15 protein-coding genes are annotated in these 22,100 nt (G+C 64.9%); 6 read left to right on the plus strand and 9 right to left on the minus strand.

Annotation, left to right across the window (positions count from 1 at the left end):
- The first annotated feature begins 69 nt into the window (after positions 1-69).
- The 3 genes from SKP52_RS03995 (at position 70) to SKP52_RS04005 (ending at position 3,462) form a co-directional block, all read left to right on the plus strand.
- Positions 70-1,320, plus strand: a complete 1,251-nt coding sequence (locus tag SKP52_RS03995; protein ID WP_039572003.1) for an MFS transporter — start codon at positions 70-72, stop codon at positions 1,318-1,320.
- A 175-nt stretch (positions 1,321-1,495) separates the two neighbouring features.
- Entirely contained in the window at positions 1,496-2,398 is a 903-nt protein-coding gene (locus SKP52_RS04000) for an aldo/keto reductase (RefSeq protein WP_228383816.1), read from the plus strand.
- Positions 2,395-3,462: an LLM class flavin-dependent oxidoreductase gene (locus SKP52_RS04005; RefSeq protein WP_039572006.1), complete on the plus strand. Its 1,068-nt coding sequence runs from the start codon at positions 2,395-2,397 to the stop codon at positions 3,460-3,462. The genes SKP52_RS04000 and SKP52_RS04005 overlap by 4 nt, the downstream gene beginning before the upstream one ends.
- A 195-nt stretch (positions 3,463-3,657) precedes the next feature.
- Here SKP52_RS04005 and SKP52_RS04010 read toward each other — a convergent pair whose 3' ends face one another.
- On the minus strand, positions 3,658-4,824 hold the full coding sequence (locus tag SKP52_RS04010) for an iron-containing alcohol dehydrogenase (RefSeq protein ID WP_081997195.1): 1,167 nt from the start codon (positions 4,822-4,824) through the stop codon (positions 3,658-3,660).
- Complete coding sequence (locus SKP52_RS04015; protein ID WP_039572008.1) at positions 4,821-6,155, minus strand: spinster family MFS transporter; 1,335 nt, start codon at positions 6,153-6,155, stop codon at positions 4,821-4,823. Before SKP52_RS04015 ends, SKP52_RS04010 begins: the two co-directional genes overlap by 4 nt.
- 164 nt (positions 6,156-6,319) lie before the next feature.
- On the opposite strand from SKP52_RS04015, the gene SKP52_RS04020 reads away from it, so the two are divergent.
- Entirely contained in the window at positions 6,320-7,156 is an 837-nt protein-coding gene (locus SKP52_RS04020) for a sugar phosphate isomerase/epimerase (RefSeq protein WP_039572011.1), read from the plus strand.
- A 125-nt stretch (positions 7,157-7,281) separates the two neighbouring features.
- On the opposite strand, the gene SKP52_RS04025 is transcribed toward SKP52_RS04020, so the two are convergent.
- From SKP52_RS04025 to SKP52_RS04050, 6 genes are all read right to left on the minus strand, one after another.
- On the minus strand, positions 7,282-8,700 hold the full coding sequence (locus SKP52_RS04025) for an FGGY family carbohydrate kinase (protein WP_039572014.1): 1,419 nt from the start codon (positions 8,698-8,700) through the stop codon (positions 7,282-7,284).
- Positions 8,693-10,093, minus strand: a complete 1,401-nt coding sequence (locus tag SKP52_RS04030; protein ID WP_052207782.1) for an FAD-binding oxidoreductase — start codon at positions 10,091-10,093, stop codon at positions 8,693-8,695. Before SKP52_RS04030 ends, SKP52_RS04025 begins: the two co-directional genes overlap by 8 nt.
- A 1-nt stretch (position 10,094) precedes the next feature.
- On the minus strand, positions 10,095-11,648 hold the full coding sequence (locus SKP52_RS04035; protein WP_039572017.1) for a glycerol-3-phosphate dehydrogenase/oxidase: 1,554 nt from the start codon (positions 11,646-11,648) through the stop codon (positions 10,095-10,097).
- The gene (locus SKP52_RS04040) at positions 11,645-13,654 is read right to left on the minus strand and encodes an alpha-glucosidase (RefSeq protein ID WP_039572021.1); all 2,010 of its coding nucleotides are present in this window, start codon (positions 13,652-13,654) and stop codon (positions 11,645-11,647) included. The genes SKP52_RS04035 and SKP52_RS04040 overlap by 4 nt, the downstream gene beginning before the upstream one ends.
- A gap of 172 nt (positions 13,655-13,826) precedes the next feature.
- Complete coding sequence (locus tag SKP52_RS04045) at positions 13,827-16,145, minus strand: TonB-dependent receptor (protein ID WP_052207784.1); 2,319 nt, start codon at positions 16,143-16,145, stop codon at positions 13,827-13,829.
- A gap of 399 nt (positions 16,146-16,544) precedes the next feature.
- Entirely contained in the window at positions 16,545-17,465 is a 921-nt protein-coding gene (locus SKP52_RS04050; protein ID WP_081997200.1) for a LysR substrate-binding domain-containing protein, read from the minus strand.
- A 102-nt stretch (positions 17,466-17,567) separates the two neighbouring features.
- Here SKP52_RS04050 and SKP52_RS04055 point away from each other — a divergent pair, with 102 nt between their 5' ends.
- A complete protein-coding gene (locus SKP52_RS04055; protein ID WP_039572024.1) occupies positions 17,568-18,332 on the plus strand; it encodes a phytanoyl-CoA dioxygenase family protein in 765 nt (254 codons plus the stop codon).
- An 11-nt stretch (positions 18,333-18,343) separates the two neighbouring features.
- On the plus strand, positions 18,344-18,940 hold the full coding sequence (locus tag SKP52_RS04060) for an NADPH-dependent FMN reductase (protein WP_052207788.1): 597 nt from the start codon (positions 18,344-18,346) through the stop codon (positions 18,938-18,940).
- Positions 18,941-18,993: 53 nt separating this feature from the next.
- Here SKP52_RS04060 and SKP52_RS04065 read toward each other — a convergent pair whose 3' ends face one another.
- Positions 18,994-22,032, minus strand: a complete 3,039-nt coding sequence (locus SKP52_RS04065) for a TonB-dependent receptor (RefSeq protein ID WP_228383817.1) — start codon at positions 22,030-22,032, stop codon at positions 18,994-18,996.
- Positions 22,033-22,100 lie beyond the last annotated feature (68 nt).

The following is a 22,100-nucleotide window of genomic DNA, read 5'->3' on the forward strand; positions in this document are numbered from 1 at the left end:
GAAAACTCTGTCCATTCACATATGACAACGCTATCTTATCCGCAGACATAAGGATTCGGGGAGAGACATGTGGCGCAAATTGCCGATAAACGCCGCTGGCTCGTCGTGGGACTCGTCTTCGTCGCGATCGTGCTCAACTATGTCGATCGCCAGATCCTCGCGCTGCTGAAACCGACGCTCCAGCTCGAATTCGACTGGACCGACCGCGATTACAGCCACATGGCGTCGGCCTTCCAGTTCGCCGCCGCGCTCGCTTTCCTCGGCACCGGCTGGTTCATCGATCGCGTCGGGCTCCGCTGGGGTTTCGCGATCGGGGTCGGCGTGTGGAGCCTTGCGGGCATGGCGCATGCCTTCGCGACCACGGTGTCGGGTTTCGTTGCCTCGCGCGCGGTGCTCGGCGCTGCCGAGTCGATCGGCACCCCTGCCGCGGTGAAGACCGCAGCGACCTATTTCAACGCAAAGGAGCGCAGTTTCGTCCTCGGCCTTGGCGGCATCGCGCCGAACGTCGGCGCCATCCTGACGCCTTTGCTCATCCCGCTGATGGCGCTGATGTGGGGCTGGCAGGCGACCTTCCTGATCGCGGGCGGCCTCGGTCTCGTCTGGGTCGTCGTCTGGCTGATGGTGCGTATCCCCGAACAGCCGAACGCCGAGCGCGATGCCGCGGCGCCAAAGATCGCTTGGAGCAGCCTGCTGCGCGATCGCCGCCAGTGGGCGGTGATCCTCGGCAAGGCGCTGACCGATCAGGTCTGGTGGTTCCTGCTCTTCTTCATGCCCGACCTGTTCCACCGCCTCTTCGGGCTGACGCAGGGCACGCTCGGCCTGCCCGTCGCCTTCGTCTATTTCATGGCCGCGCTCGGCGGCATCACCGGCGGTTATCTACCCTCCTATCTGATGGGTCGCCGCGGCTGGACCGTGAACGCCGCGCGCAAGACGACGATGCTCATCTACGCGCTGCTCATCCTGCCCGTGCCGCTGCTCGTCGGGGTCGACAGCGCATGGGTCGCGGCGATGATCCTCGGCCTCGCGCTCTTCGCGCACCAGGGTTTCTCGACCAATATCTTCGGGCTGACCACCGACGTCTTTCCGGCGCGTATCGTCGGCTCGGCGATCGGCATCGGCGCCTTCGCCGGAAACCTCTCGGGCATGGCGATGATCGAGTTCGCGGGTTGGTCGCTCGACACGGGCAGGGGGTATCTGCCGATGATGCTCGTCTGCGCTGGCACCTATCTCGTCGCGCTCGCCGCGATCCACCTCATCCTGCCGCGCATCGTTGCGGTCGATGAGGAGGAGGATGGCGAAGTGCAGGTGCTCGCGCATTGAAGATGCAAAACCCCACCACCCGTCATTCCCGCGAAAGCGGGAACCCAGGGTGGGGTATGCTGAATTACGCTCTGGGTCCCCGCTTTCGCGGGGATGACGACAGAAGAGCCATCCAATCTGAAATCGTCCAACAAACCCGCTTCCCTCGACCTCACTTATGGAGTATATGACAGCGATGTCAGATTTTCTTCCCGCTCTCGCCAATGTGACCTTCGCCGGTCATGAGGTTTCTCCCATCGCCTGGGGCATGTGGCGCTTCGCCGGTGCCGACCTCGCCAACGCGCGGGCGCGCATCGACGCCGCGTTCGAGGCTGGCGTCACGCTGTTCGACACCGCCGACATCTATGGCTGCGACACGCCCGGCGGTTTTGGTTCGGCCGAGGCCTTGCTCGGCGACGTATTCGCCGAGGCGCCCGGCCTTCGCGACAAGATGGTTTTAGCCACGAAGGGCGGCATCATCCTCGGCGTGCCCTATGACAGCAGCGCGCGCTATCTGACGTCGGCCATCGACATCTCGCTGAAACGCCTGCGCACCGATCATGTCGAGCTGTGGCAAATCCACCGTCCCGACCTGCTCAGCCATCCGCAGGAAATCGCGCGCACGCTCGAGGAAGCACATCGCGCCGGCAAGATCGGCGCGATCGGCGTCTCCAACTTCACGCCCGCGCAGACCGCGGCACTTGCCAAATTCCTGCCCGTCCCCGTGGTCAGCCACCAGAGCGAATTTTCGCCGCTCCATCTCGCACCGCTCTTCGACGGCATCTTCGACCAGTCGATGGCCGAGGGCATGAGCTTCCTCGCCTGGTCGCCGCTCGGCGGCGGCCGGCTCGGCGATCCGGCCGACGAGCACACCCGCGCCGTCGCTGCGCTGCTCGATGCGAAGGCCGCCGAGTACGGCGTCTCGCGCGCCGCCGCGACCTACAGCTGGGTGATGGCGCATCCCGCGCGCCCGATCCCGATCGTGGGGACCCAGAACCCCGACCGTATCAAGGAAATTCCGCAGGCATTCGCCCCGCGCTGGACGCGCGCCGAATGGTACGCGGTGCTGCAAACATCGATGGGGGAGAATCTGCCATGACCGATCGCTCGTGCGAAGTCAGCTGGTTTTCGGCGCTCTGCGACGACGACTATGAATTTCTCGGCGTGCCCGACCCGATGCTCAAATCGAGCTGGGAACATTGCCGCGACATTGTTGTGCAGGCCGACACCCTGGGGTTCGACAATATCCTGCTGCCGTCGGGCTATGCGCTCGGCATCGACACCACCGCCTTCGCCGCGGCGATTGCGACGATGGTCAAGAATATCCGCCTGCTGATGGCGGTGCGCATCGGCGAAAGCTGGCCGCCGCAGCTCGCGCGCCAGATTGCGACGATCGACCGCATCCTCGGCGGCCGCCTGACCGTTAACATCATCTCCTCGGACATGCCTGGCGAGACGATGGACTCCGAACCGCGCTACCGCCGCACGGTCGAGGCGATGCATATCCTCAAGACGCTGCTCAATGGTCAGGCGCTCGACCATGACGGCGAGTTCTGGAAGCTGAAAGTCGAACCCGCGCGCATCGGCACGGTGTCGGGCAAGGCGCCGCCGCTCTATTTCGGCGGGCTTTCTCCGGCTGCCCGCGACGCCGCCGCGAAGGGCTGCGACGTCTTCCTGATGTGGCCCGACCGCGAAGAGGTGGTGAAGGACATCATCGCCGACATGACCGCCCGCGCCGCCGCTTACGGCCGCACGCTCAAATTCGGCTACCGCGCCCACATGATCGTGCGCGACACCGAGGCCGAAGCGCGCACCGCCGCCGACCGCCTGCTCTCCAAACTCGACGCCGCTAAGGGCGCCGAAATCAAGGCGAAGTCGCTCGATTCGCAATCGTTCGGCGTCAACGCACAGGTCGCCCTGCGCGAAGCGGCGTCCGACGACGGCTATGTCGAGGACAATCTGTGGACCGGCGTCGGCCGCGCCCGCTCGGGCTGCGGCGCCGCGATTGTCGGCGACCCCGACCAGGTGCTGGCGAAGCTGAACCGCTATCAGGACATGGGCATCGAGGCCTTCATCCTCTCGGGCTACCCGCACGCCGCCGAAGCCGACCTCTTCGCGCGCCATGTGCTGCCGAAGATGAAGCACGGACCGCTGGAGCTCTAAATCTTCGTCACCCCGGACTTGATCCGGGGTCCACAAGGGCTAGCACCGCCCCAAGCGTCATGGATCCCGGATCAAGTCCGGGATGACGATGGCTGGAAAGGATGCCCCGCCCCCACGTTTGAGACGTAGGAGAGAAGGGGACGGGGCACGCGGGCTTAAGCAGGGTACATATTGCCAGTCGATTAACCGAAAGTGTTATCCGGCCCAAACTGCGGCATAAAGTGCCGCCATCTCTTCGGCATCGGGCACGCGCGGGTTGTTCGCGGGCGAGCCCGACGCCGCCGCCTGGGCGCACATCGTCGGAACCAGCGCGTCCCAGCGCGCTGCATCGATCCCCCACGCCGCCGGCCCCGGCACCTCGAGCTCGCGGTTGAGCGCCGCCAGTTCGTCGAGCAACCGCGCGACCGCCGCCTGATCGCCCTCGCGGTCGTCCGCCACCCCCATCGCGCGCGCACAATCGGCATAGCGATGCAGCGCCGCGGGCGCCGACCACGCCGTCACCGCGGGCAGCAGCATCGCGTTCGACAGCCCGTGTGGCACGTGGAAATGCGCGCCGATCGGCCGGCTCATCCCGTGGACCAGCGCGACCGAACTGTTCGAAAAGGCGATCCCCGCCTGCGTCGCCCCCAGCATCATCGCCTCGCGCGCCGCCGCGTCCATCGGGTCGCTGAACACGCGCCGCAAATTCGGCGCCAGCGCGCGCATCGCGAGCAAGGCCATGCCGTCGCTGAACGGATTGGCGCGCTTCGATACATAGGCCTCGATCGCGTGCGTCAGTGAATCGATCCCCGTATCGGCGGTCAACCGCACCGGCTTGGTGAAGGTCAGTTCGTAATCGACGAGCGCCGCGACCGGCAGATAGGCGAGCCCCGGACACAGCATCTTCTCGTCGCTCGCTTCGTCGGTGATGATCGTGAAGCGCGTCGCCTCCGACCCCGTGCCTGCGGTCGTCGGGATCGCGATGATCGGCAGTCCCGGTTCGTCCTGCACATGCGGCGCCTTGTAATCGGCCATCGCGCCGCCGAATTTGCCGAGCAGCGCAATCGCCTTCGCGCTGTCGAGCGGGCTTCCGCCGCCGAAGCCGACGACGCAGTCGTGATCGCCTTCGAGGAGGAACGCCACCCCGGCATTGACCGACGCCACCGTCGGATCGGGCACCGTATCGGTGAACACCCGCGACGCGATCCCCGCCGCCGCCAGCCCATCGACCAGCTCTGCCACGCGCCCGCTGCTCACCAGCCAGCCATCGGTCACGATCAACGGCCGCGCCAGCCCCAGCGTCGCCAGCACCTCGGGTAGGTCTTTCGATGCCCCGCCGCCGATGCGCAGGATACGGGGCAGGGCGATACTCGCGATACTCAACTCACCATCTCCTCGCGGATCGAGCTCCGCGCCAGCCAGAACAGTCCCGACGCCACCGCGCCGAACAGGATGAAGATCATCAGCGACCAGCGCACGCCTTCCGCCGACCCTAGCCCCATCGGACCGCTCAGAAAATCGCTAACCGCCCCGACCCCCAGCGGCCCGAGGCCAAGCCCGATCAAATTGATGATGAACAGCAGCACCGCCGTCGCGGTCGCCCGCGTCTGCGGCCGCACCAGCCCCTGCACCGCGGCATAGCCGGGCCCATACCAAAGCGTGTTGAGGATCGGCGGAAAGGCGAAGAGGATCAACGCTGCGACCGCCGAATCGGCGAGCAGCCCCGCGATATAGAAGGGGATACCGAGCAAGGTCGAAATCGCCGGGATCGACACATAGGCGCGCAAGTCGCGCGCGCCATATTTGTCGGCCAGATAGCCGCCCATCCATGTCCCCACCGCGCCGGTCAGCCCCAGCACGATGCCGAGCGCGACGCCGAGGAAGCCTGTCACGCCGAGCCCGAAGCCGCCTGCGATCTCGGCCAGCTCGGCGCCATGGTTGCGAAAGAAGAAGGGCGCGAGAAAGGCCGCGGCGCCATAGCCGATGAACGCCTTGATCGCCGCAGCAAAGGCGATCAGCCAGAAGGTTCGCTTGCCGCGGATTTCGGCCATCGCGGTCTGGAAATCGGGGCGCGATGCCTTCAGCGCGGCCATGTCGGTATGAAGCTGGCGGCGCGGCTCGCGCAGCGTCGTCCACGCGACGAGCGCCATCAACAGCCCGGGCAAGCCCGCAAACAGGAACGCCGTGCGCCAACCATAAGCGTCGGCGATCAGGCCCCCGAGGGCGAGCCCGAGCAGCCCGCCGAGCGGCGTTCCGAGCGCGTAAAAGGCGAGCGCCGACGCGCGCTTCTCGCGCGGCGTATAGTCGGTGATCAGCGAATGCGCGGGCGGGGTGCAGCCCGCTTCGCCGATCCCGACACCGATGCGGCACGCGACGAGCTGAACGAAATTTTGCGCAAAGCCGCACGCGATGGTGAACAGGCTCCACAGCCCCGCTGCGACGGCAATAATCCGCGGCCGATGTCCCGTTTCGGCATAGCGCGCGATCGGGATGCCGAGCACGGTATAAAAGAGCGCGAAGGCGAGCCCCGTCATCACCCCCAGCTGCCAGTCAGCCAGATGCAGCTCATTCTTGATCGGCTCGGCCAGAATCGCGACGATCTGCCGGTCGAGGAAGTTGAGGATATAGATGATGAGAAGCACCGACAGCGCATAGCGGCGGTAGGCCGGCGATACGGGCGATAGGACGGGCGGGGCGGGGGCTTCGTTGGTCATCTCATCCTCTCACTCTTCTTCTTTTTTCGTCACCCCGGACTGGACCCGGGGTCTAGCTGCCCTCGCCACGTCTCCATGGATGCCGGATCAAGGTCGGCATGACGATAGGGGCGTTGACTCCGTCTCTCACCACGATATGACAGCGTTGTCTGAAAGGGAAGCCATTGTCCCAATTGCTCGTTCTTCAATCGGTCTGGGGCCTCGACCAATGCCCCGGTTTCGACATCGAAAACCGCCTCGATGAAGCGCTCGGCCAGGTCGTCGCCGCGGGCTTCGACGGTGTCGGCGTCAACCTCGCGCGCGCCGCGCGCACCGACGGCGTCGCGCGCGTGATGAATCCGCTCGGCCTCGCATGGGAGGGGCAGGTGCTCGTCCATGACGCCGACCAGCTTCGCCACTGGATCGCTGAGGCAGAGCAGCTCGGCGCGCATCATCTCAACGTCCAGATCGCCGGTCCGACCGCAGACTTTCGCGCCGCGCTCCGCCTGATCGACAGCCTTGTCGCGACGGCGAAGGACGCGCCGCTCCCCGTCTGGTTCGAAACCCACCGCGGTCGCCTTACCAACGACCTGCTTTTCACGCTGCAATTGCTCGCCGAACGCCCCGGCCTGCCGCTCACCGCCGACCTGTCGCATTATCCCGTCGCGGGCGAGATGGAGCTGCCGCTTCGCGATGACCAGCTCGCCGCGATCGAAACGATCCTCCAGGGCAGCCATAATTTCCACGGCCGCGTGTCGACGACGCATCAAGTACAGGTCGCGCTCGATGCGCCGCAGCACGCGGGCTGGCGCGACCAGCATATCGCCTGGTGGCGCCGCGGCTTCGAACTCTGGCTCGAACAGGCCCGCGCGGGCGATGCGCTGACCTTCATGTGCGAACTCGGCCCGCCGCCCTATGCGATCACTGCGCCCGACGGCAAAGAGCTGACGAACCGCTGGGACGAGGCGCAAAGGATGCGCGATATCGTGCGCGGGCTGTGGCGCGAGGTAGCGGGAACCTGACCCCGTGCCCCTGCGAAGGCAGGGGCCCATCACCGGACCTATCTTTTCTCCGCCGCCGGCTGCTTGGCGACGAAAGGTTTGAAGATGGGCCCCTGCCTTCGCAGGGGCACGGTAAAGAAACCAAATCACACCGCCACCGCATCCCGCCAGCGCGCAAACGCCGCATCGGCCTCATCGCGCCTGACCTTGGGCACGAACTCCGCGTCATACCGCGCCAGCCGTTTCAGGTGGTCCTCGCCGAACAACCCCGCGCCCATCCCCGCCGCCAGCGCCGCGCCATAGGCGCTCGCCTCGCGCACCGCATGGCGCCGCACCGGCCGCTGCAACGCGTCGGCCTGCAACTGCATCAGCGTATCGCTCGCCGACAGGCCGCCCGCGACGGGCAGCGCCTCGGGCACCGGCAGCGCGCCGGCAATCACGTCGGCAATTTCGCGAAAGCGAAACGCGATTCCCTGCAACGCCGCGCGCGCGACCTGCCCCGGCCCGTCGGCAAAGCTCAATCCCGCGATCAGCCCGCGCGCCTCGAACTTGCCATGCGGCGCGCCCATTCCCGCGAGCGAGGGCCGCACCACCACCTTTCCCGCGTCGCTCACCAAAGCCGCCGCCGCTTCCATCGCCGCGGGCGACGCGAACAGCCCCAGCCCGCCGCACAGCCATTCGATCAGCGACCCGGTGGTAATCACCATCCCCTCGACGCAGAAACGCGGCTTCCCGCCCGCAAAGGCCAGCGCCTCGGCGGGCATGGTCTTGTGGATCGTCTCGGGCACCTCGCCGGTCCCCGTCATCAGCACGCCCGACGTGCCATAGGTCGCCTTCCAGTCGCCGCGCGCCAGCGCGCCATGCGCGACCATCGCGGCCGCCTGATCGGCGACCAGCGCGGTGATTGGCACCGCCGCACCGAGCACCGCCGGATCGCTTTCCGCAATCGGACCCCAGCTTTCGACCTGGGCCGGAAACATGGTCGCGGGCAGGCGCTGGTGCGCGAGCAACGCCGCGTCCCAGCCGCTGCCCGCCGCATAATCATAATAGCCGGTCAGCCACGCCGCCGAGGCATCGGTGACATGCGCGCCGCTCAGCTTGTAAATCAGCCAGCTGTCGAGCGTCCCCCATTGCAGGTCGGCGGGATCGCGCCCCGACAGCGCAATCGCCGCGGGCAGCTTCGCCGAAGGAACCTGCGGCCAGCTGGTGAATCCCGCCGCGCGCAGCGCCTTAAATTGCTCCATCCCGCGCAGGTCGCTCCACACGAGCATGGGGGCAACCGGTTCGCCGCTGGCACGGTCCCACAGGACGATGCTCGCGCGCTGCGTCGTCACCCCGATCGCGGCGACATCGGTGATGCTGCGCCCCGCCGCAACCAGCGCGCCGTCCAGCACCGCTCGGCAGATATTCCAGACCTGGGCGGCATCCTGCTCGACCCGGCCGGGGGCGGGGAAGTAGCTCGCGATCGGCCTTTTGTCGACCCCCAGCACCGTGCCCGCCGGATCGACGAGCATAGCGCGCGCGCCCGTCGTGCCCGCATCCAGTGCGAGCAAAAGCTCAGGCATCGGGTATCAGATTGCCCGGATTCATGATCCCTTCCGGATCGAGAGCTTGTTTCACGCGCCGCAGCAACGCCACACCGCTGTCACCCAGATCATGGTGCAGATACGGCTTGCGCAGTCGCCCCGCGCCATGATGATGCGCGACTCCGCCGCCATTCTTCGCGGTCGCTTCCATGATCGCGCGCCAGCCGGCGAAATAGGCGGGCTCCATCTTCGCGCTATCCTCGAACGTCGCGGCGAAGCTGAAATAAAGGTTGATCCCCGATCGATAGACATGGCTGCTATGCGCCGACGCGTTGATCACGCCCGGAATCTCGTTGAGCGCCGCGATGCTCGCGTCATAGATCGCGCCGATCTCGCTCCACCGCCCCGAAATCTCGACCGTGTCGGCGACATATCCGCGCTGGAACATATCGCGCCAGCTTGGCACATGGTTGCGCTTTTCGATCCACTGCTTGGCCGCCATGGGATCACCCGCTTCAAGACCCGCCGCGCCGCAAATCTCGTGCATCGCCGCCAACTCGGCTTCAACGCGCGCCTTCGGCCCTTCGTGGACCATCAACAGCATCGCCTTGCCATCGCGCTCATGATCGCGGAAAAGCCGCCGCACCTCGCGCCCGTCGTACTGGCGCATCACGGGCGGGCGCCAGTCGGCGCGCACGATCCGCCGCTGCACCTCGAACCCGGCGCGCATGTCGTCGGCGTAAAAGATGCTGTAATCGCGATGCGGCGCTTTCTCCCGCAGCGAGAAGGTCACGCCGGTAATCACCCCCATCGTTCCCTCGGCGCCCATCAGCAAATGGCGCAGGTCCGGCCCCGCCGCCGCGCGCACCGCCTTGCCCAGCGTCACCAGCTCGCCGTTGGGCAGCACCGCCTCGATCGAATGGATGATGTCTTCGATATTGCCATAAGCGGTCGAGAACTGCCCCGACGCGCGCGTCGCGACCCAGCCGCCGACGCTGCTGATCGCGATCGACTGCGGCCAGTGCCCGATCGTCAGCCCGTGCGCCGCGACCGCCTCCTCGGCCTCCATGCCATTCAGCCCCGCATCGAAGCCCGCGAGCAGATCGCCTTCATCGATATAGCGCACCCGATTCATCGAACTCATGTCGAGCAGGATTGCATCCGGCGTCGGCTCGATCCCGCCGCATACCCCGCTGCCCAGGCCGAAGGGAATCAGCGGCACGCGCTTCTCGGCGGCGAGCTTCACGACCTTCTGCACATCCAAGGCCGACTGCGGCCGCACGACGCATCCCGGTGCGGGCACATCTTCACCGCGCCAGTCGCGCAGATGCTTGACCGCCCACTGGTCGTAACGCCGCGCATTCAGCGCATCGGCATCGCGCGCGACGCGATCGGCGCCGATCGTGCTGGCAAGGGCTTCGGCTATGCTCATCTCACTCTCCCAAAAGCCTGCGGCTCGCATCGTTGATCTGGCGGCAATGTGCGATCTCAGCCGCCTTCATGGCGTCATCCCAGCCGAGCAGCGCACCCATCGCTTCGGCGGCGGGGGCGAGTGCGGCCAGCCCGGCGCCCTCGTCGAACCAGGCGCGCGCGCTGCGGCGCACCCAATAATCTTCGAGCGTCGCGGCGCCTTCATGCGTTACCGCGCGGACGGCCTCGGCCGCCACATCGCCGCCCGCGAGCAAAATCTCGTTGGCCTCGTCGCCATAGAGCCCCGCGAGCCTCTCGGCGGCCAGACGATCGAGCCCGTCCAGCGGCAGCGTCCGCGATCCCCCGGGCAACGACACATCGGCGGTCGAACAGGGCAGGGCGCTCACGTCCAGCCGCTCCACGACCAGATCGACCACCCGCTCGGCCATCGCGCGATAGGCGCTGAGTTTCCCGCCCGCGATCGACACCATCCCGCCCGGCGAGGTCCATATCTCGTCCTTGCGCGATACTTCGTTGGCCTTCTTCCCCGGCTGAGCGATCAACGGCCGCACCCCCGACCACAAAGACACGATCTCGGCGTCCTCGATCGGTGCAATGTTGAGCGCCGCCTCGGTCGCGCGCAGCAGATAATCAATGTCCGCGCGCTCCGGCGCGGGCCAGTAATCGGCGCCGTCATGGAACACATCGGTCGTCCCGACATAGGTGAACGGCCCGCGCGGCACCGCGAAAATGCTGCGCTTGTCGGGTGCGCGGATGATCAGCGTGGCATTGATCGGCAACCGCTCGCGCGGCAGCACCAGATGGATGCCGCGGCTCAGCGACAGCCGCGTATCGTTCTCGCCGCCCTCCAGCCCGCGCACCCTATCGACCCAAGCACCCGCGGCGTTCACCACCAGCTTCGCCTTGATCCGCGCGCCCAGCCCATCGTCCAGCGTCGACGTCGCGACCAGCCCGCCCTCCGTCAGTTCCGACGCCGCGGCATGGTTCACGACGACCGCCCCCGCTCCCTGCGCGCTGCGGATATTCGCCAGCACCAGCCGCGCATCGTCGGTCAGAAACTCGGGATAGATCACCGCGCCATTCAACCCGCCGGTCCGCATCAACGGTTCGCGCCGCTGCAACTCGGCCAGCCCGATCACCTCATGCTTTTCGGCCTCGGGCACTCCGCCCAATTTCTCGAACGTCCACAGCCCCGTGCGCAGCTTCGCGGTCATCGCCATGTTGGTCGTCGGGATCAGGAAGGGCGACAATCGCGTCAGGTGCGGCGCGATCCGCCGCAAGATCTGCCGCTCCGACGCCGCTTCCTTCACCAGCGCGATGTCGCCCTGCGCCAGGTAACGCAGGCCGCCGTGGATCATCTTCGAGCTTCGGCTGCTCGTCCCGCTCGCATAATCGCGCGCCTCGACCAGCGCGACCGCCAGCCCGCGCATCGCCGCGTCGCGCGCGATCCCCGCGCCGGTAATCCCGCCGCCGATCACGACAAGATCGAACGTCCGCGACTCCAGTTCGGCAAAGACCTCGGCGCGCCGCCGCGCATCGAGCGCGGTTTCCTTCACGCCGAAACGATCCCTTCGAACAGCGCCGCGTCCGCCGATCCCGCGCGGTAAAACACTGGCGGCTGTCCGAACGGCGCCGCCACCGTCACATCGCCGCCACCCGCGTAAGCCTGCCCCGACCAGACATGCACCCACTCGACCCCCGCGGGCAGGTAGGCCGTCCACTCGGTCTTCCCCGCCGCGATCACCGGCGCGACGAGCAAATCGGGCCCGAGCAGATAGCTCGTCTGGATCGCATAGGTTTCGGCATCGTCCTCGAAGTGCAGGAAGAGCGGCCGCTGCACCGGCAATCCCGTCTCCGAAGCCTGCTGCGACAGCCGCCGCAGATAGGGCGCCAGATGCGCATAGATCCGCGTCATCTTCGCAAAATGCGCGAGCAGGTCGGGGTCGTCGTCATATTGCATATTCTGCCGCGGCCGATTGCCCTCATGCGTCCGCATCATTGACGTAAACGCGGACATCTCCGCCCAGCGCATCGCTAGTTCGGCATCGCGCGTCGTATCGAACAGGCTGGTATAGCCGCCGCAATCGCTATGATGATGCGCGTTGCCCAGCATCCCAGCCGACAGCGCGGCGCAGATCACCGTGCCGATCCCGTCGTGGCGCGAAAAATCGACCGCCTGGTCGCCCGCCCACAGCATCGGGCAATGGCCTTGGACGCCGGCCCCGCCCGAGCGCATGAACACCATCATCTCGCCCGTCTGCCCGCGTCCCTCGATGCCCTTCGCATTGACCTCGCCCCACAAGGCCGGCCAGCGATTATGCGCGGTCATACCGCTCTCGCCGTTGGCGAGCCGCACGTCGACCGGCAAATATTCGCCGAAATCGGCCATCCAGCCCGACAGCCCGAAATCAATCATCTTCTCGCCGATGATCGTGTCGGCGAACCACGCCGCGGCGGCGGGATTGGTGAAATCGACATGCCCGCAATCGAACTCGCCGAAATCGATAATATAGGGCTCGTCCTTTTCGGGGTGCATCACCATGAAGCCCTGTGTAGCGGCTTCGGCATAGAGCGGCCCGTCGACCGCCAGATAGGGATTCACATAGCCGAGAAACCGGATCCCGCGCTCGCGCAACTCCGCAATCCGCGCAGGTAATTCGGGGTAACGCTCGGCATTCCACTGCCAGTCCCAGAACAGCCGGTTCCCGAAGCTGGTGATGCGCAGCCCCACCCAATCCTCACACCACAGCCCCGAAACCGCGACTCCGGCGTCCTCATAGGCCTTCAATCGCGCAAAGCTGTTGTCGCCATCCTTTAGCCCGATCACTGCGCCCTTCAGCAGCCATTCGGGCAGCGGCGGCTGGCGCCCGAAGCGATCCGACAGCGCCGACACCAGCTCGGCAAAGCGCGGCCGCGCCCGCAGTTCGATCCGGGCCGGGATCTCCCACACCTCGACCTCGTGATAATCCCGCTCACGGAAATCGAACGCGGCATAAGCGAAGCTGTCGACGTGCAGCGCATAGCGCCGCGAGCTAACGAAGGTCGGCTGCGGATAATTGGTGTGGGCATAGCTGCCGCCGCCGCCCTTGCGGTGCGCCTCGACCTGCCGGAACAAAGGCGACGCCGGATCGCGGCCAACGCCGGGCTCGCTCGACCACAAAGGAAAATGCCGTCCGCGCAGGTCGAAATAGGAGAATTGCTCGCCGCCACCCCAAACATGCTCGCCGGCATCGGCTGGCACGCGCAGCCACAGCCGGTTGAGCGCTGGGTCGATCGCTTTCAGCGCGATCACCGCATCATCGCCATCGCCCGCAACCGCAGCTTCGAGAAGCCAGGGCGAACCCGGCGCCGCAGCAAAGCGCACGACCTTATCCGCGACCTCGACATGCCCCAGCGCGATCCGCTCGACCACCTCCTGCGCCACTTCGAAATGCCCGAGCTTCGAATGGACATGCGGCACACCGCGCCCGACGAAGAAACAGGGCGCGCCTTCACCATGCGTCAGGATCGTCTGCCCGCCGAGGCGGAGCGCAAAGCCGGTATCGAGCGCGTCGAGCGCCATGGCGAGATCCTTTCGTGCTTCTTCTAATATCCTCCCTGTGGCGAAGCCATGGGGAGGGGGACCATCCGAAGGATGGTGGAGGGGCCGCGACGGTTGCGCCAAAGCCCCTCCGTAAGCGGCTTCGCCGCTGCCACCTCTCCACCGCTACGCGGCAGGGAGGATAATTCTTTCGTCAGAAATTCACCCGCGCCGTCACCCCGAAATACCGTTCGGCATCGCGCGGGGTGATCTGGCGCATGAAGCTGGTCCCGTTCGGGATGCGCTGGATGACGAACTGCTTGTCGGTCAGATTCTTGACGATGAACGACAGGCTGTATTTGTCGTCGTCGGTGCTCACCTTGATCCCGGCATCCCAGATCGCATAGGCGTTCTGGAAGGCATTGGGGTTCTGGTTGATGTCGAAATTGGTCTTGCTCTGATAGACGAGCGAGCTGTTCAGATCGACGTTAAATCCGTCGATATCCAGCGGCAGGCGCCAATCCATCGTCACCGTGCCCTTATATTTGGGGGCAAAGGGCAGAGGCTTGCCGTTGATCGCGGCGGCGCAAGTGACGGCGGCGCCCGGCGGGCAGATGAATTCGTTGATATGCGCGTCGGTGTAGTTGAACCCGCCCGACAGCGAGAAATCATCGGTGATCGCGGCGTTGAAATCCATTTCGATTCCGCGCGTCGACACCGTCCCGGCGTTGGTCAGGCGCGTGACGACCTGCCCCGCAACGATGTCGAGGAAATTCGCCTGGTAATTGTCGTACTTGGCATAAAAGCCCGCGATATTCAGCGTCAGGCGGCGATCGAACAGCCGCGTCTTGAGGCCAACTTCATAGGCGTCCGACTTTTCGGGATCGATACGGCCGGTGTCGCGCGCCAGCATGTTGAAGAAGATGTTGAGCGCCGGCCCCTTATAGCCGCGGGTATAGGTGGTGTAGGCGACGATATCGTCGGTCAGGTCATATTGCAGCCCGACATTGCCCGACCAGCCATTGTCCTTGATCGACCCCGCCGAAGCGAAGGCGGGGTTCACACCGCTGAACGCGGTTAGCGAGGTCGAGCGGCGCGCGAAGTCATAGCTCACCTTGTCCTCGGTATAGCGCAGGCCCAATATGCCGCGGAACGCGTCAGTAAAGTTGAGCGTGCCCTGGCCGAACGCCGAATAGCTGGTCAGCTTGGTGGTGAAATCGGCGTTGCCTTCGTTGGTCGTATAGGTCGACGATCCGGTCGCGCACGGCGTCAGCCCGCCCACGGTCGGTAGCGTCGACGCGGTGCAAGCAGTCACCGTCCGGTTGAAGAAATCGACTTCCTTCGTGTGATAATAATAAAGCCCCGCAACATATTCGAAAAACTGCGGATTGGCCGACGCGATGCGCAATTCCTGCGTAAACTGGTCGAACTTCAAATCGCCGCGATCGTGCGAGCGGACGTCGCCCGCTGCGGTCCCGGTGTTGACATAAGATGGCGCATCCGACCGGAAATCGCCGTCGCGAACCTGGAAATTATACCAATGGCGATATGCCGTGATCGAGGTCAGCGTGACCCCGCCCAAGTCGAGGTCGATCTGCCCCGACACGCCGCTGTTCTTGTCCTTGGTATAGGGGTCAAGGTCGTTGTCGATGTCCTTGTTCTTGCCATCGAGCGTCAGCGGCGCGAGGCTCGGGATGAACACCGCATTGTTGAACGCCGATGAAAAGACGGTGCCGATGCTGTCGGCGAAACCATTGTCGCTGTTCTTCGAATAATCGGCGATCAATGTGATCTTCAGATTGTCGGTGGGCTCGGCAATCACTTTGCCGCGCACGCCCCAATGTTCGTATCCGTTGACCTTGTGGTTGTTGAAGACGTTGCGCGCGTTGCCGTCGTACTGTGACCAGAAACCGGTGAGCGAGGCGCGGATGCCATCGCCGAGCGGGCCGCCGATGCTACCGCGGATGCGATATTCATTGCCTTCGTACCAGGCGGCATCGACATAACCGCCCAGCTCGTTACCGGGCTCGCGGCTGATGATGTTGATCACGCCGGCGCTGGCATTCTTGCCGAACAGGCTGCCCTGCGGGCCGCGCAGCACTTCGATGCGCTCGACATCCAGAAAGTCCGACGTCTGCTGGCCGGTGCGCGCATAGACGACGCCGTCGATGACGGTCGACACCGACGGCTCGACGCCCGACGAGAAGCTGATCGTGCCGACGCCGCGGATCGACAACGCCGAATCCTTGTTGGTGTTGCCCTTGCGAAAGGTCAGCGTCGGGACGCGCTGGAACAATTGCTCGGCCGAATTGACGTTCGAGCGTTCGAGCTGGTCGCCCGAAACGACCGAGATCGCGACCGGCACATCCTGCAAATTCTGCTCGCGCTTCTGCGCGGTGACGATGATGTCGGTGCTGGCAAAGGGCGCATCGGCTTCGGCAGGCGTTTGTTGCGCTGCTACAGGGGCGGCGATCAGCGCCATCGCCATCGTCGTCGAAAGCGCCAGAGCCAGCTTGAATCCTGTTGTCGTCATCGAAAACCTCCCCACTCGCGTCCGGCGGATCATCTGCCCGCCTGGACTTTTGGACCTGTGACGCGGCCGCGTCTGCGGCCGAGAATCATCCGGTCGGCCCAGGGGCCAACCCGCCACGCATAGGGATGCGCGTCGAAACTATATCAGTCCAATCGAGAAATATCGATCTATTATGTCCAAATGCTATGACTTGGGCGGCTTTCGACCAGGAGCGGCCATAAAGCCCTCTCCCTTTGGGAGAGGGTGTCTGACGTTTGTTTTCGTCTTCGAGTGCCGATCCCTCACCCAACTTCGGCTATGTTGCTGCGCAACAAGCCTGCGTATCCCTCTCCCGACGGGAGAGGGGGAACGTCCGCTCACCACCCCAAAGCAGACATTTGCATGCCTCATCGCGTCCGCTTACTTCGAAGCTACCACCCGCTTCACATGCGCCAGACACGCCGCGGTCTCGCGCGCTACATCGGCGTTCAGCCACGCGACAATCTCTGGCGTCGGCCCGATATCGGGCTCCAGCAACGCGAAATCCAGATATACCGGCGGCGAGATCGGCCGCACCGCGACCCCCAGCCGGTGAAAGCGCGGCGCGCTGAACGGTTCGGCGATCGTCACGCCCAGCCCGGCTTCGACAAAGGCATATAGGATTTGCGAATGCTGCGTCTCCAGCCGCCGCGATACGCTGATGCCCGACTCTTCGAGCGCGGTGTCGATCCCGTTCCATAGCGCATCGGCCTCGTGCATCGGGCCGACGAACTCCTCGCCCGCCAGATCGGCGATCGCCAGCCGGTCGCGCGCCGCGAGCGGATGGTTCGCGGGCAGGATGCACACATATTCGGCGCGCGCGAGCGGTGTCGACCTTATGCCCTCGCGCCCTTGCATATCGACCCCGACGCCAAGGTCGGCCTGCCCCAGAAAGACGCGTTCCTCGATCGCGCGCTGCCCGAGCGATTCGACGATGATCTTGATGTCGGGATACAGGATACGAAAGCGCGCGATCACCGCGGGCAATATCGCCATCGCGATAGCCGCGAGCGCCGCGATCCGCACCGTGCCGACCGGATGCGCGCGAATACGCCGCGCCGCTTGGTCGAGCAGGTCGAGCCCCGCATAACTCCGCCGCACCGCCTCATACAGCGCTTGCGCCTGCGCCGTCGGATGCACGCGCGCGCCGCGCCGGTCGAACAGCCTGAACCCCACCGCGCGCTCCATGTCGGCGATCAGCCGGCTGACCGACGGCTGGCTGATGTTCAGCATCGTTGCGGCGGCCGTAATGCCCCCGCTCATCATCACGGCGCGAAACGCCTCGACCTGTCTCATTCGCATCGGCCATAGTATAGACGCATGACTGCGGGATGCAATTCGATTGGATGCGATGGACGAATCAGGCGTATCAGATCGTCGTTGGATAGATCCGGGAGAGACGAAATGGATTATGCGGCCCAGCGCGAACAGTTCGCGACCGAAGGCTATGCCGTGTTCGAACGCATACTCGAAGGCCCGCTGCTAGACCTGCTGCGCGAAGAATGCGGCCGCGTGATCGACCGCGAGGACGCCCGCCTCGATAGCCTCGGCGTCGAAGTCGACGGCATCAGCCACAAGGGCAAACGCTACTTCGCCGGCGAATGCCAGCGCCAGCAGCCCGACCTCCGCAACATGCTGTTCAGCGAAACGATGGCGGACATCTGCCGCGCGACACTCGGCGACGACGCCTATTTCTTTTACGACCAATATGTCGTGAAGGGCGCCAGCGAAGGCATGCCGTTCAGCTGGCACCAGGATTCGGGCTATGTCGTCGGCAACGGCGGCCCCGCCGATCACAAACCGTACCTCACATGCTGGTGCACGCTCGACGATACCACGGTCGCCAACGGGACCGTGCGCATCATGCCCTTCTCGCAGGCGCCCGAAACGCGGGGTGGCATCGTCCCGCACATCCGCCAGCCGGGCAGCAACGACCTCGTCGGCTACACCGGCGACAAGGAAGGCGTGACGCTCGAAGTTCCGGCGGGCAGCGTCGTCGCTTTCTCCAGCCTCGCGCTCCACGCGACCGGATCGAATTCGACCCCGAACATGCGCCGCGTCTATCTCGCGCAATATTCGCCCGAACCGATCTTGAACCCCGGCACCAACCACCTCCGCCGCAACGCTATCGCCTTCCTGCGCGGCGGCAACCAGGTGACCTTCAACTGACGGAGGATATCATGACCGCGCGCCCCGTTATCGTCGCACTCGGCGGGAACGCCACCGTCGGCGGCTCGGCCGAACACCTGCTCCGCCACGCGCTCATGCGATGCGAAGCGCTGGGCGCGGACACGGCGCTGTTCGCGGGTGAGGCGATCGACCTACCGATGTACGCGCCGCACCGTAGTGAGCGTTGTTCGAAGGCGCAGGCGCTGATGGCCGCGCTGCGCGATGCCGACGGCATCATCGTCGCATCGCCTGCCTATCACGGGACGGTGTCGGGCGTAGTCAAGAACGCGCTCGACTATGCGCAGGATCTCGTCTCCGATGCCCAGCCCTATTTCGATGGCCGCGCCGTCGGGTTGGTCGCGGTTGCGGGCGGGTGGCAGGCGGCGGGCAGCACGCTCGCGACGCTGCGCTCGATCACGCACGCGCTCCGCGGCTGGCCCACCCCGATGGCGGTCACGGCGAATAGCAGCCAGCCGCTCTTCGACCCCGACGGGATGCTGACAGATCAGGGTATCGCGTCACAACTCGATATCATGACCGGGCAGGTCGTGACTTTCGCGCGGATGAAGCGCGCCTATACGGACCAAGGGACTGCGTTGCCGGCCTGATGCAAGCTTGCCGGTAGGCATGGCTCGATGCCTTCCGGTCCTTCCAACGGCGTCTAGAATTTTACGCTCAGTCCGGCGGTGATCCGGCGATCGGTGAGGCCCTGAAAGCAGAGCAGCGCCTTGTTGTTCACGCAATATTGGTTCTGATCGCCGCGAAGCAGGTTGATGCCCTCGACGCCGACGTTGATATTTTCGGTGATGTCATAGTTGATGCTGGCATTGAGCTGCCCGCGCGCGCCGTTGATTAGAGGCAGTCCAAAGAAGAAGGGGTCGTTCGACACATAGCTGGAGCGCCACGTGTAGCGCAGTCGCGCGTTGAGCCCATATTTATCGTAGAACAGCGTGGTGTTGTAGGCATATTTCGACAGATTTGTCAGCGAGATGAGATCCTGAGAATCCGGATATCCGAGCTGCGTAAAGACCGTGCGGGGACCATCGGCGGTGCGATATTCGCGGGCTGAACCTCCGGCCTTCTGATAGGTGAAGTTGCCGATGAAGCCGAAGCCCGAGGCAAAGCCGAGCACATCTTCCCATGCTGACAGATCATGCTGGAAGGCGACCTCGACCCCGGTTTGCGTCGTCGTGCCGGGAACATTGAACGTCGAACTGCGCGGCACGCAGATGCCGACCCCCTGGATCGGGTTATTGATATTGCGATTGGCGATCGGATTATAGATGCCGCCGCCCGGGCAGGCCGGATCGATCGAGATGTTGAGATTGCCGTTCGCGTCGAGATTGGGCGCCGGATCTTCCTGACGCTGCGCGAACAGATTCGTGCGGCTCTTGTGGAAGAAGCCGATGCTGATCAGGCTCGACGGCGCGAAATAATATTCACCCGACAAGTCGAACGACCAGACCGCTTCGGGCACGAGGTCGGGGTTGCCCACCGCGACGGGCGTGTTCGCCCCGGTGCCGAAGGAAAAGGACGTCGACAGCGTGTCGAAATTCGGGCGGCGAATGTCGCGCGCGATCCCGGCGCGGACGAGGAACTTGTCGGCGGGCTCGATCACTAGGTTGAAGCGCGGCAGCAGGAAGTTGTACGAGCTTTTGGCAACCGTCTGTCCCGTGACCGCGCCGTTCGCGATATTGTTGCCGGTCGAGGACAGGCTGGTGTGCAGCCAGCGCACGCCCGCATTGCCGCGGACCGGCATACCGGCGATTTCACCCTCCATATTTGCCTGGAAATAGGCGGCGTTTGTCGTTTCCTTGATTTTGAAGAAACCCGAAAAGGATTCGGTCGGCGTCGTTAGCGGGGCGACCGGCGGCCCCTGCGTCGCGGCGGCGTTGCTCGCGTCGATCGCGGCGTTGAGCGATTCGAGAACTTTCGCGGGATCGTCGAAGGCCCGCCCGCCGTCGATCAGCAGGAAGTCGGAGAAATAGAGGCGGCGCCCGTCGGCGGCGTTGAAGTTGCTGGGCCCCGGGATCAATATGTCCGAAAACAGGTCGCCCGATGGCCGGTTCCAGGCGGTGGTCGTATTGGTCAGGCTGACATTTCGGGAAAATTCGTTGTTTTCCGCCGACGTCCGGTTCCACCGATAGCCAAAGTCGATCGAGGTCACGAAGGGGTTGAGGTCCGTCGTGTCGTAGGAAAAGTCGAGCCGTGCGGCCCGTTCCTGATTGTCGGTCGAATTGGCGCCCTGCGCGACCTGTTGCAGCTGATAGTTGGCGGGATCGAGCAATTGTGCCGTCGTCGGGGCAAAGGGGCTCGCCTGGTCGATGCCGAACTGCAGCGTGCCATTCCTCAGGTCGAATTCGAGCGGCACGCCATTGTCGATGCTGCGACCGATAGCCGGCTGCGGCCCGTTCGGATTGATGAAATCGAGTGTCGTGGAGAAGTTGGGGAAGTCCGATTTCGAGGTCGAGAGCGACACTTCCGCACGCATCCTTAGCTTGTCGGTGACTTGCCAGTCGCTGCCAAGGTCGAACACCCGGCTCTTGGTGACGCGCGCGCCGGTATCGCTCGATGTCCGCATGTTGGGGTCGATCACCGTGCCGGTCGTGCCGCCGATGCCGATGGTCCCAGCAACGGTGGCGTCGACGCTGCCGAGGTCGATCGGGCCATCGGGACCGTCGAGCGTACCCCAATCGATCGTCTCGAACGCGGTGTTGTCGGTCGCATCGACGACGGAGGGCGTCGCGGTGCCCGAAATCTGGACGCGGTGACTCTCTTGCCCGCGCGTCTGGTTGTTCAGCGTCGCGTCGAAATAGAATTTCAGGTCGTCGTTCGGCTTCCACTCGAGCGCCGCGGTGCCGTTGTAGGTTTCATATTCGTAATTTTCGAGCCCCTGTTGGAAGAACTGGATGCGCAGGAAGGGAAAGGCCTCGGCGCTTGGGCCCGAGCCCGGCAGGACGACGGCGTCGCGGTCGACGCGCGGCTTGAACGCCGCCACATCCTGCCGCGCATAACTGCCGCTTACGACGATCCCGATCTCGCCGATCCCGGTGTCCCACCTGTTGCCGAGCGTCGCCGACAGCCGCGGCAGGGTGGATTTCGCGAGGTCGCTGTTTTCCATCTGCGCGCGCGCAGCAATTAGCGGGTCGTCGAGGTCGAGCGGGCGGATCGTCCGCAAATTGATCGTGCCGCCGACCGACCCCTCGATCGTCTGAGCGGTCGGAACCTTGGTGACCTCGACCGAGGCGATCAGCGCCGCGGGCAGATCTTCGAAGCTGATGCCCGAGCGCCCGGCGCCCGATCCCACGGTCGACACGCCATTGATTTCGGTGCGGTTGGCGTCGGTGCCGCGGATCTGCACCGCATTGCCGACGCCGGCCTGCCGCGTGATCTGGACCCCGGTGACATTTTCCAGCACTTCGGCAAGGTTCTGGTCGGGCAGCTTGCCGATATCCTCGGCCTGGATGACCTCGACGATATTGTCGGAGGAGCGCTTTTCGCCCAGCGCGGTGGCAAGGGAGCTGCGGATGCCGGTGACGACGATCGCATCATCGCCCACGTCTTCGGCGGCGTTCGCATCCTGTGTCGCCGTATCCTGCGCAAAGGCCGGGACTGCGAGCACCGCCATCGCCGTCGTGCTCAGCAGCGCCGCGAAATTGATGTTGCCGCGCGTTACGCGCACGAGGCTGCCCCGAATCATCCCACTCTCCCTCATTGCCTTATGTTTGGAGAGATGCTCGTCATGTCAGACCAATATGTCAACCCAGA

It is taken from the genome of Sphingopyxis fribergensis, assembly GCF_000803645.1.
Lineage (GTDB): Bacteria > Pseudomonadota > Alphaproteobacteria > Sphingomonadales > Sphingomonadaceae > Sphingopyxis > Sphingopyxis fribergensis.

What these genes read in the sequence shown, in the direction of transcription:
- SKP52_RS04030 (WP_052207782.1), bottom strand. Translation starts at nt 10,093, where the DNA reads ATGAGCATAGCCGAAGCCCTTGCCAGCACGATCGGCGCCGATCGCGTC.
- SKP52_RS04040 (WP_039572021.1), bottom strand. Translation starts at nt 13,654, where the DNA reads ATGGCGCTCGACGCGCTCGATACCGGCTTTGCGCTCCGCCTCGGCGGG.
- SKP52_RS04060 (WP_052207788.1), top strand. Translation starts at nt 18,344, where the DNA reads ATGACCGCGCGCCCCGTTATCGTCGCACTCGGCGGGAACGCCACCGTC.
- SKP52_RS04065 (WP_228383817.1), bottom strand. Translation starts at nt 22,032, where the DNA reads ATGATTCGGGGCAGCCTCGTGCGCGTAACGCGCGGCAACATCAATTTC.
- SKP52_RS04025 (WP_039572014.1), bottom strand. Translation starts at nt 8,700, where the DNA reads ATGCCTGAGCTTTTGCTCGCACTGGATGCGGGCACGACGGGCGCGCGC.
- SKP52_RS04005 (WP_039572006.1), top strand. Translation starts at nt 2,395, where the DNA reads ATGACCGATCGCTCGTGCGAAGTCAGCTGGTTTTCGGCGCTCTGCGAC.
- SKP52_RS04015 (WP_039572008.1), bottom strand. Translation starts at nt 6,155, where the DNA reads ATGACCAACGAAGCCCCCGCCCCGCCCGTCCTATCGCCCGTATCGCCG.
- SKP52_RS04000 (WP_228383816.1), top strand. Translation starts at nt 1,496, where the DNA reads ATGTCAGATTTTCTTCCCGCTCTCGCCAATGTGACCTTCGCCGGTCAT.
- SKP52_RS04055 (WP_039572024.1), top strand. Translation starts at nt 17,568, where the DNA reads ATGGATTATGCGGCCCAGCGCGAACAGTTCGCGACCGAAGGCTATGCC.
- SKP52_RS04050 (WP_081997200.1), bottom strand. Translation starts at nt 17,465, where the DNA reads ATGCGAATGAGACAGGTCGAGGCGTTTCGCGCCGTGATGATGAGCGGG.
- SKP52_RS04045 (WP_052207784.1), bottom strand. Translation starts at nt 16,145, where the DNA reads ATGACGACAACAGGATTCAAGCTGGCTCTGGCGCTTTCGACGACGATG.